The organism is Pseudoalteromonas sp. UCD-33C (assembly GCF_001306895.1).
Taxonomy (GTDB): Bacteria; Pseudomonadota; Gammaproteobacteria; order Enterobacterales; family Alteromonadaceae; genus Pseudoalteromonas.
On record NZ_LJTB01000008.1, the window covers coordinates 53,983 to 69,829 of the forward strand.

The following is a 15,847-nucleotide window of genomic DNA, read 5'->3' on the forward strand; positions in this document are numbered from 1 at the left end:
TTAGAAACTGATAATCTGTACCCCTAACCTTTACAGTGACGTAAATTAATGATTAAACGGATTTTAATGACAACAGCCTTGTTGTTGCCCGCTTTTGTTTGGGCGCAGCAAAGCGCTCCTTCAGATGCATGTCAAAGCATGCAAGCCGAACGTATAGAGCTACAAATAGCCCTGCGTAAAACCAATCTTCTCGACAAAATTGAAGCCTATAAGCAGCGCATTCAAAGCTTGTCGGCGCGAATATCTGAAACTTGCTTTAGTGAAGATCAAATTGCTGAGCTAAAGTCGTCTTTGTATAACCCTGATATTACTGAGCTTGAAAACACCTTGGCAAAGCCATTAACTGAGCAAGCCTACATCAGTAAGCAAGCTGCATGGGACCGCTTTTATGTTATGCCGCCACGTTGTGCTGCTCGTTCGTTACAGTTGCAAAACCTTGAGTCGTGTCTTGAAAATAAACAAATTCAGTTTCAGCAATTTGATATGTTATGGCAGCAAAAAAGTGCGCAACTTGCCCGTACAGAAGCAAAACCAACAGATTCGTTTCATGAGTTTGTTTTACCTAGCAAAGCCGAACGAGCTAAATTAAGCGCCGAGCAAGAATTAAAGCGCTACAGCTACAGCACAGATTCGTTCTTACCAACCAACATCATTGTGTTGTGTGCTTTAGCTGTATCGGTGTTCTTTGGTTTGATATTTATTTTCCATTGGTTAATGCGCCCTCGGCCAGTGGTGAAGTGAGCATTTAGTTAGCGAGGGGAAAGTTAGCGAGTTTCGAGGTACGAGATGCGAGGGGGAAGTTAGAAAGGAGCTAGGTGCTAGGAACTAGGCGCTAGGACGCGATGTAAAATCGCTGCTTTAGTCGTTAGAGGTCAGATGTTAGATATCAGTCGAACTGTGGGGTTGGTTAGGTCGTGCGTTCTTCTCTGCATTTGAACCTTGTAGGAGGTACTTTAGTGCCGAATCAAACATAAATAAGAGCTGTCAGCCTTCAGCTCTCAGACGCGCGAAACAAGTTTCACGCCTACGGGGAAACATAGGCGCTAGGACGCGATGTAAAATCGCTGCTTTAGTCGTTAGAGGTCAGATGTTAGATATCAGTCGAACTGTGGGGTTGGTTAGGTCGTGCGTTCTTCTCTGCATTTGAACCTTGTAGGAGGTACTTTAGTGCCGAATCAAACATAAATGAGAGCTTTCAGCCTTCAGCTCTCAGACGCGCGAAACAAGTTTCACGCCTACGAATGAAACATAGGCGCTAGGATCTGGGTTCTAGGCGCTAGGACGCGATGTAAAATCGCTGCTTTAGTCGTTAGAGGTCAGATGTTAGATATCAGTCGAACTGTGGGGTTGGTTAGGTTGTGCGTTCTTCTCTGCATTTGAACCTTGTAGGAGGTACTTTAGTGCCGAATCAAACATAAATGAGAGCTGTCAGCCTTCAGCTCTCAGACGCGCGAAACAAGTTTCACGCCTACGGGGAAACATAGGCGCTAGGATCTGGGTTCTAGGCGCTAGGACGCGATGTAAAATCGCTGCTACAGACTCGAATCTCGCACCTCGCATCTCGCACCTTTCCCCCGTAACTTGAGACTCGCTAACTTAAAACATTTCCCGGCTAAAGCCAGTCCTACGGGGGAAACATAGGCGCTGGGATTTAGGCGTTAGGACGCGATGTAAAATCGCTGCTGCAGTCTCGCATCTCGAATCTCGAATCTCGAAACTCGTACCTCGTAACTTAATCACTCATCCGTTTTAAACTGTTTGGCGCGTTCTTCTGCGTCAATTAAGGCTTGTGATTTTGGCTGTTTGGTTTTACTTTCTATCACAGGTTTTTCGTCAGAATTTGGGTCCCAGGTTGGATCAAGTGATAAGTTTGCAAATGGATTATACGGCTTATCATCTTGTTGCTCTGGCTCTTTGTCGGCTTCTTCACTTTTTTCTTCAGGCGTTTCTTCAAGCTTATCGTCGTTACTCAGTTCGTCAGACAAATCAACAGTTTCTACCGCTGGCTGTGACGGCTCTTCTACGTTAACGGAAGCTGGTTCATCTTGTAGTTCTTGTTCAAGTGCTTGTAAGGCTTTAGCTAAATCATCATCGTTAATGTCGTCGTGTTCTTCTGCTGGGTTTGGCGCAGTGACTGTGTGCTCATCTTCATTAAAATGATCAGCAAACGATAAATCATCACCCATAAATGATGATAAGTCATATTCGGGCACTTCATCTTTAGACGGTTCTTCGTCAGTAATCGGCTCTTTTGTAGAATACTCATCAAAACCGAAAGATGAAGATGCAGTAAAGCTTGGCTCTTCAAATTCTGGTTTCTCAAACTCATCGATTTCCGGCTTTTCGAGTTCTTCTATCTCAGCTAATACTGGTTCATCGTCGGCAATAGGTTCTTTAGTTGAGTATTCATCAAAGCCAAACGATGACGAACTCGTAAAGCTTGGCTCTTCAAATTCTGGTTTCTCAAACTCATCGATTTCCGGCTTTTCGAGTTCTTCTATCTCAGCTAATACTGGTTCATCGTCGGCAATAGGTTCTTTAGTTGAGTATTCATCAAAGCCAAACGATGACGAACTCGTAAAGCTTGGCTCCTCAATTTCTGGTTTCTCCAGCTCATCGATTTCCGGCTTTTCGAGTTCTTCTATCTCGGCTAACACTGGTTCATCGTCGGTAACAGGCTCTTTTGTTGAATACTCATCAAAACCGAAAGATGAAGATGCAGTAAAGCTTGGTTCTTCAATTTCTGGCTTCTCTAGTTCATCGATTTCCGGCTTTTCGAGTTCTTCTATCTCGGCTAATACTGGTTCATCGTCGGCAATAGGCTCTTTAGTTGAGTATTCATCAAAGCCAAACGATGACGAACTCGTAAAGCTTGGCTCTTCTAATACTGGCTTTTCAAAGTCATCAAGTTCAGTTACTTCAGGGGCCTCGGATTTAGGCTCTGCAAATGGCTCAGGTGTAAGAGGCTCGTCTTCAATAGGCTCTTTGGTTGTGTACTCGTCAAAGCCAAATGATGACGAAGCAGTATAACTCGGTTCTTCTGATTCCGGCTGTGTTTCAGGCTCGTCTTGCTGAACGTCATCAGCTTGCGGCTCAGCTTCCTCGTTGATGCTATACGATGAACCTTCTAGGCTTGCTAATTTTAGCTCTTGCTCTAGGCCGCGCTGCTCATCCAAAAAGTCGTCATCAGCGTCACTTACGTTTTTCTCGTCGTAACCTAGTTCAAGATCTTCGAATTGATGGGCATCAGCAAAGTCTTCTGCTGGTGGTTGTTCAGGTGAAGTTTCAGACTCTTGTTCTTCTTTATCACGCTGAGCACTAAAGTGCATAAGCTCAGAAAGCTCGTCATTATTATCTGTTTCGGTTGCTGTAAATGTATCGTTGGCAAGCGGGTAGCTGTCTTCATGAGGGTGCTCTTGTTCTTCGGCCAGCACTGCGGCTGTTGCTTCTTTGAGTTCTTCAGCTTCTTTTTCAGCAGCTGCTTGTGCTTCTGCAGCTGCTTTAAGGGCTTTAGCTTGCATTAAGCTTTGTTCAAGTTCTGAATCGGCGTCTGCTTTTTTGCTTTGACGAATACGCACAATCACTAAACCTGCAACAAGTAATACCAACAACACAATTAAGCTTGGCATTAATAATGAGCTTGAAGAGCTATCGCTGTTTGCAGGAATAGGTTCTGGCATAGGTGCAGGTGTTGGCGCAGGTTTTGGTGCCGGTTCTGCTTTTACTTCAGGTTCAGCTGGTTTTTCAGCCGTTGCAGTCTCAGCACTTTGGGTTTTCACTTCAGCGGCTTGATCTTGAATAGCAGAGCTAGTAGTTGATTCTACTACAGGTTCTTCAGGAGCATCAGAAATCGTAATACGGTCAACTTTTGCTGGTATTTCGGTTTGTTCTGCTGAGGCACTTGTTTGTTCGGAAAGCTCTGGTTCTTGAACTTCTGGCTCAATTGCTGGCATTTGCTGTTCGATAGGTTCAACGGTTTGCTCTGCAATAGGTGCCGTAGTTTCTTCAGGTTCTGCTTGAATAGCGCCTGAGTGCACCCTAGGGTTAGCCGCTGCAGTTGAATTAACTGGGGCTGTTTCTTTCGTTTGTTGTTCTAGTTTTTCGAAAGCAGCTGCATTGTTTACTGGCGTTGGATTTTTGCAGTTTTTCTCATAGTTTCTGGCAGCTGAGCGATAGTTTTTATTGCTGGTGTTAAAGCGGTACTCATGCATTTGCTGTTTTAACAAAATACACATGGCTTCGTTGTACTGCGCTTTACTCGTAAAGCTTAAGCTTAGGAGTAATAAGAGAAAAGTTGTTTTTATAATTGGCATAAGTTCTGGACCAGTAAGGTTTAGTCGATGACCTAACAGTTAATTAATTCTAAGCTGAGACGAGTAATTTATCCACATTTGGTTAACAAATTAAGCGTATTCGTAGTGGTTAATCAATTACCATGAGCGCACGGTATTCGTCGTAAGCAAATTGGTCAGTCATTCCGCTTATGTAATCTTGAATTAAGCGGCAGCGATAATAGAACTCGTAAGCGGCAAAATGATCCGGTTCGGCTTTTAGGGCATCAATGGCTTTTTGGTAGCTATTTAAATGTTTATTAGATAGTTTTTTAACAAGTCGAGTTTCAATTAAGTAGTTTTGGTCGCCTTTTAACACGCGTTTAAAAGCATCAGCATCAAGGGCTAGTAAAGGTTTATAGCAGTCAAGTAAACCGCTAATTATACGGTAACCCTGTAGCTCTAAACGCTCTACTTCTTTGTGGCAAAATACATGCTTTAATGCCACTTGTTTTAAAGTGAGCGTGACGGCATGCAAGTGACTTCGATCTTCTAATAAAGCCTGATTAAAATCACCGTGGTAAATGGCTTCAATATTATTAATAAACCGCTCTGCTGCGTAGCTTACTAATGGGTGTAGCAAGGTCACGCGCAGGTAGATAAAAAATTCGCTATTAAAATTGTACGGCTGCTCTTGTGCTTTACTTAACGCATAATCAATGGCTTTTTCGGCAAAGTCGCTGTGTTTGGTATCGTCTATGGTTAGGTTCGTGAGTGTGCGGGTGTATTGCTCTTTTAACTTTTCGCAAAGCGACTCAACACTAATAATGCCTTTTTCTACGGCATCTTCAATATCGGCCAAACAATACGATATATCGTCAGCTGCTTCCATAATGTAGCTAGCAGGATGACGGCAGTATTGCTCAATTTCGAGTTCAGTTTGCAGCGCTTCAATAAACGGCTTTTCGCTGAAGTAGTAACCCACTTTTTTCATCAAGTAGTTTTTATCTTGCGGGCTGTCTATTTTCGCCATGCTGGCCGGGCGTGTATATTTTAAAATTCCGGCACTTTGGCTGTAGGTTAAGTTTAGAGAAAGTAATGAATGAATTATGCGAATTCCTTGAGCATTACCTTCAAAACTTTTTATGTCTTGGGCAAGGTGTTTAAAGATCACACTAATACCAATGCCTTTACAGCGCTCAGGAGTCAGTGCGTCTAAGTGTTTATCAAACCATTGGTTGATGGCTGCTTCGCCAAAGTGACCAAACGGTGGGTTGCCTATGTCGTGCATTAGGCACGCCATTTCTACTAGGCTTTCTAGCGGCCGCTCAAGCCCAGCTAAGCCATATTCTTTTTGTTTTGCATCACTGAGCTTATTAAAAATGGTTTGCACAATAAACCTACCCACTTGTTGTACTTCAAGAGAGTGGGTAAGCCTTGAGCGCACTGCAGCATTACGTTCGAGTGGAAAAACTTGGGTTTTTTGCTGCAAACGGCGAATTGCTGCACTGTTAATAATGCGGCCCCGATCACTTTCAAGCGCCGTGTGTAAATTATTGGTAGAACGCATTTCGCGCGCTGGAGTAATTTTTTTACCAAAATCGATCATTTTTCATTCCCACAAAGCGGTAAAATCGGGCTTTTGCGTTTTGTTAGCAACATTTTGCCATTTATTAAATTAAATCTAACAGCTTGTATCTTAAATTAAAATATTCATTTTTATTAAAGTTATTACTTTAAATCGTGGCCTTTATTCATATATTATTCAGTTTTACGCACTTCTTCATTATCTTGTATTAAAAAGGAAAGCCTTTTGGCTATAAAGCAATGATGCAAACTCTGTCTCAAAAACCATGGCTCCTTGCCAGTATTCTTCTGTGTTGTATTGGTTTAACGGCTTGTAAAAACACCCCAGAGCCAAGCGCTGAAAGCACCTTAACGGTGGCCGAAAAAAATGCCATTAAGGCCAAGCAGGGTGCACTGTATGCACGAGGTTTTTATGAAAGCCAACTTGGTAATATCAACTACGCCTCTGCTAGGCAATGCAGTAACTTTAATTTGCAGAGCCACCGTGGCTCAATTCGTTATGCAGAAAACTCGCTTAACGCGGTAATTGATGCCATCGACAACAATTTTGACGTTGTTGAGATTGATGTGCGAATTACCCGTGACGATGTGTGGGTTGTGCATCATGATGCCCGTACAGGTCGGGAAACCGGCACAGTTGACAATAAGCGCCGCAAAATTGAGTCGATGAGCTATAAAAAAGAGTGGGGCTATTTACGTCATCGTAACCAAGATACCGGGTTACTTACCGATGATATGCCACCTTCATTTAGAGAGCTTGCTGCCACATTTGCGCGCTATCGTAAGCCTCATCAAAAATTGAATATTGAGATAAAATCAAAGGCTTCAGTTAACGATTTAAAAATGCTGGATTATTTAGCATATGAATTTGTTGGTGGTGGTAACTACTTTTTTAGCAGTTTAGAAATGCGCAACCTGACTCGCATGCGCGATATTAACCCAGATATTTACTTGGCATTTATTCAGTCACCAGCAAAAGCCTCTATGAATAAGTTAGCAAGTGACCTAAAACGCGGCGCTGGTAGCGACCCAATTTACGAGCGCAACAAAGAAGAGCTTGAGAGCTTACAAGCTCTGGGTAATCGCTACCATCATGAAAAACGTTACGATAGCCCAGTTAAGCTCGATAGATTAGCAAAACAGCTAAAACGTAACTTTGGTTATGTGCTTGATATTCGTCATTACAAGCAAAGTGCAGCACGCTTAAAGCCGGTTGCTAAAGCGCGCGGTATTGTGATTGCCACTTATTCTATTAACGGCCACGACTATCATGAGCGCAGCCTATTAGCGCAGTCGCGTTCTCTTCGCCCTGACTCTGTGATTATGGACGATACCGTTTATGGCTTTTGTTCTGTGTTTGAGTTACCAAAAATGCAGCCGTATTTTAGCGATGAAGCAGACGCTAAGTTGATTGCCAGCATGCCCACAGACCTTGATTTAGAGCGCCTTGATGAGCTGTATGCTTATAAAGGGAATCAGCTTTACCCAGCGGTCGGCGGCACGCTTAAATCAACTCAGGCACAAACTTATATTCCCAAAGTAACATCGACTCCTTCAGCACCTAATTTAGAAATTGGGACTCGCCAAGCCGATGAAGATTTTAGCCTAGAAACAGATCCTGCTGTTGAACTAGAACTGCGTAAAAAACAATAAGAATAAAACTATGACTGATTTAATAAAGCCGTTTTGGTGGCGCTGTTTGCTACTTGTTTTAGCTACTTTATATTTATTACCTGAGGCAATTTTTAATGCCCAGTTAGTCTCTTTAGTCGGTTTAGGTACCCCTTCGGCAGAAGACCTTGAACACCTCGAAATTTATGGCCGAGCTGTATCTGGGGTGGGTGTTGCACTGCTGTTAGCTGACTTTTTACCAAAAGCTATGGTTGCCAAAGTGGGCCGCGGGATTATCTCGTTTATCGCTTTATTATGCTTAGTTTGGCCGGTGGTGTTTTTTGGCCAAAAATATGCCATTGAAAAAACCTTAATTGAGCCTTCAACCGCAGAGCAGCGCCAGTTTGCTACCTACAGTGCAGCACTTAGAGACGCGCTGGCGATTAACTCGATTAAAGTGAACGACCTTGATTACAACCCTGAGCAATTACATAGCTCAGAAAACCTGACCTTTTTGGCGCTGTTTGGTGGCTTACTGTATAGCGATGCCGCGCTTTCAGACAACCTAGAGCAAGATAAGCGTAAGATTATTGCCGCGTTTGTACAGAAAAAAGCGTATCAAGATTTTGATAAACATTATAAAAACTACAGCCAGTTATATGATGAGCTGGTGGTTAAATACAAAGCCTATGCTGATGGCAGTAAAAAGTACAACAGCACTTTGGCAAGTATCGGTGAGCGCGAGCAAGGTTATTGGCAGCAAGTTGAACAAGAGATCAATAGCGGCTGGAACAAGTACCAACAAGCGCAAAAAGCCCATATCGCAAAAGCGTCAGCGCGTGCACAAAAGTATGGCCCGAAGATTTATGATTACCACCACAGCATTGCAAAATGCCGTGAGCGTTATGACAAAAGCAGTGAAAAAGACCGCCGAAATCGTTGTTATGAACGCGAAGCAGCAGACTACCGAAGCAATATTTTAAAAGCCGGTATTGGCTACATAGAGCCTGATTACTGGCTTATTGAAGAAGATGTTTCGGTTGCTGAAAATGCCGCAGGCACTATTTTAATGGGTGTGCTTACTGGTGGTGTTTATACCGCACTACAAGCTGCTAGTTTAGCAACCGGTGGTGATGGCGGCTTTAAAGATAAGCGCTACAAATACACCGATGACCCAGATCATTACCAGCTGCGTTTTTTACAACATCCAAATTTTCATAAGATGTTTGTAAGTGAAACGGGCTACCCATTTACAATCGAAAACTTAATGGCGTTTCGTGCTCACGAAACAACACAAAAGAAGCTTAGAGGACATTTTGCCAGCAAAGGGTTACAGCTTGAAAGCAACTGGAATGTGAATCAACGCCAAGCATTTGCTAATGCTGTAGCCAATAAGGTTACAAGTGAAGCTAATGCACAATGGCAAAGCGAAATGCGCAAACGCGGCATGAGTTTAAAGCCAAACTTAAGCTGGGTTGCGTTTCAGCTACACCCACAAATTCAAGCAAAAATTGCCGATAGAATGGGTGATTTATACGTAAAAAACATTCGTGCCGATTGGAATAAAAAGAACTTTAAAGATAAGGTGCTTGATCCAAACATTGCAAAACGCACCGACAAATACCTAGCCATGCTTAATAGCTCAGAAGGTAAATTTGCTGATGGTGGCGAGTATGCTGAGTACGGTAAGCAAGCATTGCGTTCGGTGATTATTCCGCCTATCTCGATGTCGTTATCACTGTTTTTGATTTGCTTAACCTTTAGCAAGCTGCCGTTAAAACTGTGGCAACTGGTTAAACCTAAGCAAGAAAAGCAACCAACGACAGGTGTATCTGTTTTGCAAAAGCTGATTATGCCTGCGCTGATTTTGATAGTGCCAGTAATGTTTGTGCATAACACCTTTACCAAGGATGATCAAAGCCCTGTTAACTACTTTTTAGACAAGGTCGATGAGTCGAGCAATCCGGTGTTTAGTTATGCTATTCGTTGGACTTTGCATGCCCAGCCTCTGCTGCATCCTCTTGGTTTAAAGTTTGAAGAAAAACTGCATATTTACGAGAACTTTAGCCCGCTGAGCCATGCTTTAGCCAAGGTTGATATTTTGCGCCATGGCGATGCCAGTTTAAGTGCTGAGCAGCAACAGCGTAGACAATATCTGGTTGAGCAAAAAACTAAACTTACCATTACTACAAACCCGGCGAACGCCACTATTCGCATTATGAATATCGGCCCTAAATATCGCCCCGGCATGACATTAAAAACTGGCGCTTATGATATTCAAGTGTCGGCGCCTGGGTATAAAACGTATCGACGTTGGCACCAAGTAGATGCTGGCGAACAAACATTAACCATTGATTTAAGCAATTAATTAAGCAAGGAATGAAAATGCAACATTGCCAAAATACGGTGTATGCCACCGATCTTCACTGTTGTGACTGTGGAGAAGCTCTTGAGCAAAAAAGACAAATGCACACGGTTGAAGAACTCAGCCCTGACTTGCTGGTTGATGTGAAAAACTATTCGCCACAAGCGAGTACGATCACAGGCGTTGTGAAATCAATGTTTTACTATAAGCGTCGTTATAAAACCAATAACGACAACATGCTGTACGGTTATTGGTGGCTAGAAGTTGAAGACAAAGATGGCATTATTCATGAGTTTAGTGTTGATGCTGAAAAAGATGTGATTGCTAACCTACAAAAGGGCAATGTAATCACCGCATTTCAAGAAACACCGTTAACGCTTAATTATCGCATTGCTGATGGCAATGCTAGGCGGGTAGTTAAAAATGACCGCTTTATGCCTGTTGTGATTGTGCATTTTGCCGACCAACAATATCGCAGCTGGGACAAAACCATTAGCCGAAACTACACTGGCGGAACCATTTTGTGGCTGGTGCTAAGTGTTATTACATTCTTAATCATGTTGTTTGCTGCAAAGCTTGAGTTTTTGCCTGCGCTACTTGCGTCATTGCCAGTTGCTATCGGGGTATTTATGGCAGAGCACAACTACCATAAAAAAGCCAAAGCCAAACAAGAAGCAAAGTATGATGCGATTTTAGCTGCAACAGATGTGATGCTATCGACCACCCTAAATCAACTGGGTTATAACATGCTGGCAAGAACGCCAAGTAAGTCAGATGTTATTTGTATCTCTTGCCAGCAGCGTATTAGCCAAGATGCTGCGCATTGTTATTGCTGTGGCGCTAAGCAACACGTTGAAGCGATTGCTGAAAAAGAACAATCACTTGCAAAAGATGATGAGCAAGCCATTAGCATTCAAAAAGCGTTAGAGTCGAGCATAACTAAACCGACCAGTATTGCTGAGCTTGAGCATGCCATTATGGATGAGTATAGCCTTGCATATGAAAACGCTTATGAGCATAAAAATGTTTGGGCACGTAACGAAAAAGGCACTATTCGTCATCGTGCTGTGCTTGGCAAAGTACTAGAAAAAGAGCAAAGCGCACATGCTAATGAAACCCGCCAAACAGTGACCACGACAGAAACCACAACGACGTATCGAGGTGGCACGTATGTAGGTAGTGACGTAAAAGAGCGCGTTGAAGTTTATCGTAATCGTAGCACCACTTTAAAAGGTGAAATCATGCTCGAAACCGCATCGGGTGAACCATATATTTTTAAAGCGGGTGAAGATTTACTGGGCTCTGTTGATATTGGTGATTGGGTGTATTACGCCTACAGCAGTGTAGACACAAAACGTTATTATAAGTATTACCGAGAGTATGCCGTTAATGTGAGTAAAGACATTACTTATGACAACTCATCAGTACGCAGTTTTGGTATGGTGCATGGCTTTAACCGTATGGTACTACTTGGTCTTACATCAATAGGGTTAGCTTGGTACTTTGATGCGCAAGATTTTTATCCATTAGTAAATACACTTGTGCCAGATGTTGGCATTGATTTACTCAATGATTACCCGCAAGTGGTTGAGCACTTAGATGGCCTACCGGTTGCTGTGTTTATTGTGTTAAGTGTGGTTACAGGCGTTTGGGGCTTTATTTATAGCCAAATAAACGGCTCACGTTTAAAACGTAGTGTGAAAAAGCTAGAAAGCATGATCACAAAATTTTCAAAACAGTTTGGTAAAGTTTCTGAGCAAATTAACAAATTGAACTAAAAAGGGTTACGCATGCGTATTTGGCAATTAGTTTTAGCGGGTTTATTAGCGTTCAGCTCTCTTGTAAAAGCGGAGCAAGAGCAATCTGTGGTACTTATTTCGATAGATGGATTTCGCTGGGATTACATTGAAAAACATCATGCAAAGCACTTAAAAGCAATCAGTGAACAGGGCGTGAGAGCAAACAAAATGCGCCCTGTTTATCCGACCAAAACCTTCCCGAATCATTTGTCGATTATTACCGGTTTATTGCCTGTTAATCATGGCATTGTCGAGAACCGCTTTTGTGATACTGAGCGTAACGACTGCTACAAAATGGGTAAAGGGAAAGACGACAGCACTTGGGTAAATGGTATTCCGCTTTGGAATCTAGCGCAAATGCAGGGCTTAAAAGCCGCCACCTATTTTTGGCCTGAATCAGATGCGCGCTTTAACGGCATGCTACCTGATTACTTTTATCATTATTCAAAACACAGTGATTACCAAAAGCGTGTTGATCAAATTATTCAGTGGTTGAGTTTGCCAAAAGCACAGCGCCCACGTTTAGTGGTAAGTTATTTTTCGTTGGTCGATAGCATGGGGCACGAGTTTGGCCCTGATGCTAAAGAAACTTATGACGCAGTGCAAAAGCTAGATAGTTTAATGGCTGATTTATCGAGCCGTTTAAGAGCGCTTGATGAAAACATTAACTTAGTGATTGTGTCTGATCACGGTATGGCGTCTGTAGATCCAAGCCTTAGTATTAAAATTGATAGCCTGCCACAAGACGAAAACTTCATCGTGCAAAACACTGGCCCTCGGGTTTTATATTATGCAAAACCAGATAGCAAAGCAGACATCAAGGAGTTCAGCAAAAAGCTTGCTAAAGCCGCAGATGGTCGTTACGTCGTACTAAGCGAGCAGCAAAAGCGTGATTATCACTATAATAAAGGCCCGCGCGTTGGCGATATTATTTTACAAACCGACGCACCTAGAGTGTTTACCGACAGTAAAATGGCCGGTTATTTAGGCACTCATGGTTACGCTTACAGCGAAGATATGGCCGCAACCTTTATCGCCACCGGCCCCGCCTTTAAACAAGGCCTACGTTTAGACAAAGTAAGTAATTTAGATGTGTACCCGCTGATCGCCAAAATTCTAGGCCTTGAGATTTTAAGCCCAATCGACAGCGACGGCGCAAGTTTATGGCCCGCGATTGAGGAGTAGGTGTGAGTTGGTGAGGGGAAAGGCTCTAGGGGAAAGAGTAAAGTTAGAAAGGGGAAAGGAGCTAGGAGCTGGGTATTAGGCGCTAGGCTCTAGGCTCTAGGCTCTAGGACGCGATGTAAAATGGCTGCTACGAGTTTGATTTCACTTGTAGGAGGTACTTTAGTGCCGAATAGAATCAAACATAAATGAGAGCGGTCAGCTTTCAGACGCGCGAAACAAGTTTCACGCCTACGGATTAAGACATTCGGTTCTAGGAGCTAGGCTCTAGGCTCTAGGCGCTAGGACGCGATGTAAAATCGCTGCTACAGACTCCTATCTCGCACCTCGTATCTCGTCACTTACTCAAACCATTCCCGGCTAAAGCCAGTCCTACAGGGAAGCAATTGGTGCTAGGATTTTGGTTCTTGGGCGCGATGTAAAATCGCTGCTACGAGTTTGATTTCACTTGTAGGAGGTACTTTAGTGCCGAATAGAATCAAACATAAATGAGAGCGGTCAGCTTTCAGACGCGCGAAACAAGTTTCACGCCTACGGATTAAGACATTCGGTTCTAGGAGCTGGGCGCTAGGTACTAGGCTCTAGGACGCGATGTAAAATGGCTGCTACAGACTCCTATCTCGCCCCTCGTATCTCGTCACTTACTCAAACCATTCCCGGCTAAAGCCAGTCCTACAGGGAAGCAATTGGTGCTAGGATTTTGGTTCTTGGACGCGATGTAAAATCACTGCTACAGACTCGAAACTCGTTCCTCGTATCTCATATCTCGCATCTTGTAACTCGCATCTTGTAACTCGCTAACTTTACCCTCGCATCTCGCATCTCGTATCTCGAAACTCGCTAACTTTCCCCTTCCCCTTGAAACTAGCAACTCGTACCTCGTTACCTACATCTTCGTTACCCACCCGTATTCACCATGGCTTTGAAACTTGTAGCTTTGATTGCCGGCATCAAATTGGCCTTGTAGGGTGTTTTCTGTGAGGGTCATCACGGCTTGATGGCCTGCTTTGGCATGATCATTGACCTTGCCAAATACACTTCTATCGCCATTGCTGGCTTCGATGATGTTACTAATTTCGACGGTGTAACTGAGGTATTCGTCGATCACTAAAATAAAGTGATCGCCGGGTTGTAGGGTTTTTAGGGTGTCTAAATCAAATTCGCTGAATGCGGTGTTTGCTAATTGGTCAGGCAAACGGCCTTGTTTATATAGGTAATCGTGCGCATGATTAGATAGCTGATTAAGCGGCGCAGTTAAATTCACAATGGGTTGTGGGGCTATTTGGTCGGCTTCTGCTTTGTAAGAGGCAACAAACTGCTGTGTGCTTGGTTTTGTTTTAAAACCATCACTTTGAATATGCCACTCATTCAGTGCAAATGCTGTAAGTGGCAGAATGAAGATTAATGCAAGCGTCCTGTTCACATGTTTCTCTTACGGGTTTTTATGTTAACTCATTGTTAGTTTTTACCTCAAGTTAACAACTCGGTCAATAGTTAATCACTAAGTAGTGGTTTTTATTATCGTGTCGATAAAACTAATTTGTTTTACTCGGCTCTGAATGCTGAGCATAATCCGTGTTTTTTTGTCATCGAAACTCCAAGACTAGAGGTACCGACCATGCGCGGGTGGATCATTTATAAAGATAGCCAAGGCTTGTTAAAGCAAGAGACCTATGAAATAGGACGTTAAATATTGAAGTAGCTAAAGAGCCTTGTTTAGAGATGGTTTTAACTTTATAAAAGCGTGTTTATAGCTCGCCTTTTTTGTGTCATCTGTATAGTAAATAAATCTTAAAATACTACAAAAGTGTACAGTGCCATCTGGCAAATCATAGGATATGGTAGATTTTTAATTGCCAAGGAGTGTGTGTACATGAGTCAGCTCATCAGTCGAGCAACCGCGGGTTTAGTGGCCGTTATTATTGGCTTTACCAGTTCAATCGCGCTTATTTATCAGGTTGTTATGGTGTTAGGTGGCACACCTGATTTAGTTGCCAGCTGGGTATTAATGCTTGGTCTTGCGATGGGCGTTAGCTCAATTGCGTTGTCTTATTATTACAAAGTACCCATTCTTATTGCGTGGTCAACAACCGGAGCGGCACTCCTTATTTCAAGCGCCCAAGGGTATAGCTTAAACCAAGCTGTTGGTGCGTTTATGTTCTCGGCGGCGCTGGTTTTTTTGTCTGGAATTACCGGTGTGTTCGAAAAAATGATGAACAAAATTCCAAGCCAATTGGCCTGTGCCATGCTTGCAGGCGTGCTGGTGAATTTTGGTATTGATGTGTTCAACTTTATGAATGAGCTGCCTTTAGTGATTGGTTTAATGGTGGCTGTTTATTTATGTGGCAAGCGCTATTTTCCACGCTTTGCTATGCTTGCAGTGGTTGTGGCGGGCTTTTTAATAGCAGGTGTGACTGGGCAAATTGATACCTCTAGCTGGCAGTGGAAAATGAGCGAGTTTGCTTATATTGCGCCTGAGTTTGACTTAAACGCCATGATAAGTGTTGGTTTGCCGCTATTTATTGTGACCATGACGTCGCAAAACTTACCGGGCATTGCTGTTTTAAAGGCGCATCAATACAAAGCCCCTGTATCGGCAGCGTTAAATGTAACCGGACTTTTAAATGTATTTATTGCACCATTTGGTGGTTATGCCATTAACCTAGCGGCCATTACCGCTGCCATTTGTATGAGCCCTGAGGCAGATAAAAACCAAAGTAAACGTTATTGGGCAAGCATTGCTGGTGGTGTGTTTTACATTATTATGGCGCTCCTTGCGGCAACCTTGGTCGGTTTGGTAGCAAGTTTGCCACAGGCATTAATTTTGGCATTGGCAGGCATTGCGCTATTCGCCACTATTGCTAGTAGTTTACAGCAAGCATTAACTGAGGCGTATTATACCGAAGCCGCAATCGTGACCTTTTTAGTTACAGCTTCAAACCTAACTTTGTTCTCGGTTGGTTCTGCATTTTGGGGAATTGTTGCAGGTACGGTGACTTTGGTTATGACACGTAAAGATTAATGTCAGGTTT

General features: G+C 43.1%; 9 protein-coding genes. 6 read left to right on the forward strand and 3 right to left on the reverse strand.

The features are described from left to right. Window positions 1-48: 48 nt before the first annotated feature. Window positions 49-741 carry a hypothetical protein gene (locus AOG26_RS14885; protein WP_150114732.1) on the forward strand — a complete coding sequence of 231 codons (693 nt, stop codon included), beginning with the start codon at window positions 49-51 and terminating at the stop codon, window positions 739-741. Window positions 742-1,736: 995 nt separating this feature from the next. Here AOG26_RS14885 and AOG26_RS14890 read toward each other — a convergent pair. After that, complete coding sequence (locus AOG26_RS14890; RefSeq protein ID WP_054563228.1) at window positions 1,737-4,313, reverse strand: hypothetical protein; 2,577 nt, start codon at window positions 4,311-4,313, stop codon at window positions 1,737-1,739. Window positions 4,314-4,422: 109 nt separating this feature from the next. Then, window positions 4,423-5,880, reverse strand: coding sequence for a dGTPase (dgt, locus tag AOG26_RS14895; RefSeq protein ID WP_054563229.1), 1,458 nt, complete (start codon window positions 5,878-5,880; stop codon window positions 4,423-4,425). Between the two features lie 218 nt (window positions 5,881-6,098). On the opposite strand from dgt, the gene AOG26_RS14900 reads away from it, so the two are divergent. Genes AOG26_RS14900 through AOG26_RS14915 form a run of 4 tightly spaced genes read left to right on the forward strand, consistent with a single transcriptional unit; the run spans window position 6,099 to window position 12,818 of the window. Further along, window positions 6,099-7,511 carry a glycerophosphodiester phosphodiesterase gene (locus tag AOG26_RS14900; protein WP_054563230.1) on the forward strand — a complete coding sequence of 471 codons (1,413 nt, stop codon included), beginning with the start codon at window positions 6,099-6,101 and terminating at the stop codon, window positions 7,509-7,511. Between the two features lie 10 nt (window positions 7,512-7,521). Further along, the gene (locus AOG26_RS14905; protein WP_054563231.1) at window positions 7,522-9,837 is read left to right on the forward strand and encodes a PEGA domain-containing protein; all 2,316 of its coding nucleotides are present in this window, start codon (window positions 7,522-7,524) and stop codon (window positions 9,835-9,837) included. A 17-nt stretch (window positions 9,838-9,854) separates the two neighbouring features. After that, window positions 9,855-11,612 carry a hypothetical protein gene (locus tag AOG26_RS14910; RefSeq protein WP_054563232.1) on the forward strand — a complete coding sequence of 586 codons (1,758 nt, stop codon included), beginning with the start codon at window positions 9,855-9,857 and terminating at the stop codon, window positions 11,610-11,612. A 12-nt stretch (window positions 11,613-11,624) separates the two neighbouring features. Then, window positions 11,625-12,818 (forward strand): alkaline phosphatase family protein, encoded by a 1,194-nt coding sequence (locus AOG26_RS14915; RefSeq protein ID WP_054563233.1) that lies wholly within the window; start codon window positions 11,625-11,627, stop codon window positions 12,816-12,818. 883 nt (window positions 12,819-13,701) lie between these two features. Here the strand turns inward: AOG26_RS14915 and AOG26_RS14920 are convergent. Further along, complete coding sequence (locus AOG26_RS14920) at window positions 13,702-14,238, reverse strand: hypothetical protein (protein ID WP_054563234.1); 537 nt, start codon at window positions 14,236-14,238, stop codon at window positions 13,702-13,704. A 450-nt stretch (window positions 14,239-14,688) separates the two neighbouring features. On the opposite strand from AOG26_RS14920, the gene AOG26_RS14925 reads away from it, so the two are divergent. Beyond that, window positions 14,689-15,837, forward strand: a complete 1,149-nt coding sequence (locus tag AOG26_RS14925) for a benzoate/H(+) symporter BenE family transporter (protein ID WP_054563235.1) — start codon at window positions 14,689-14,691, stop codon at window positions 15,835-15,837. Window positions 15,838-15,847: the final 10 nt, after the last annotated feature.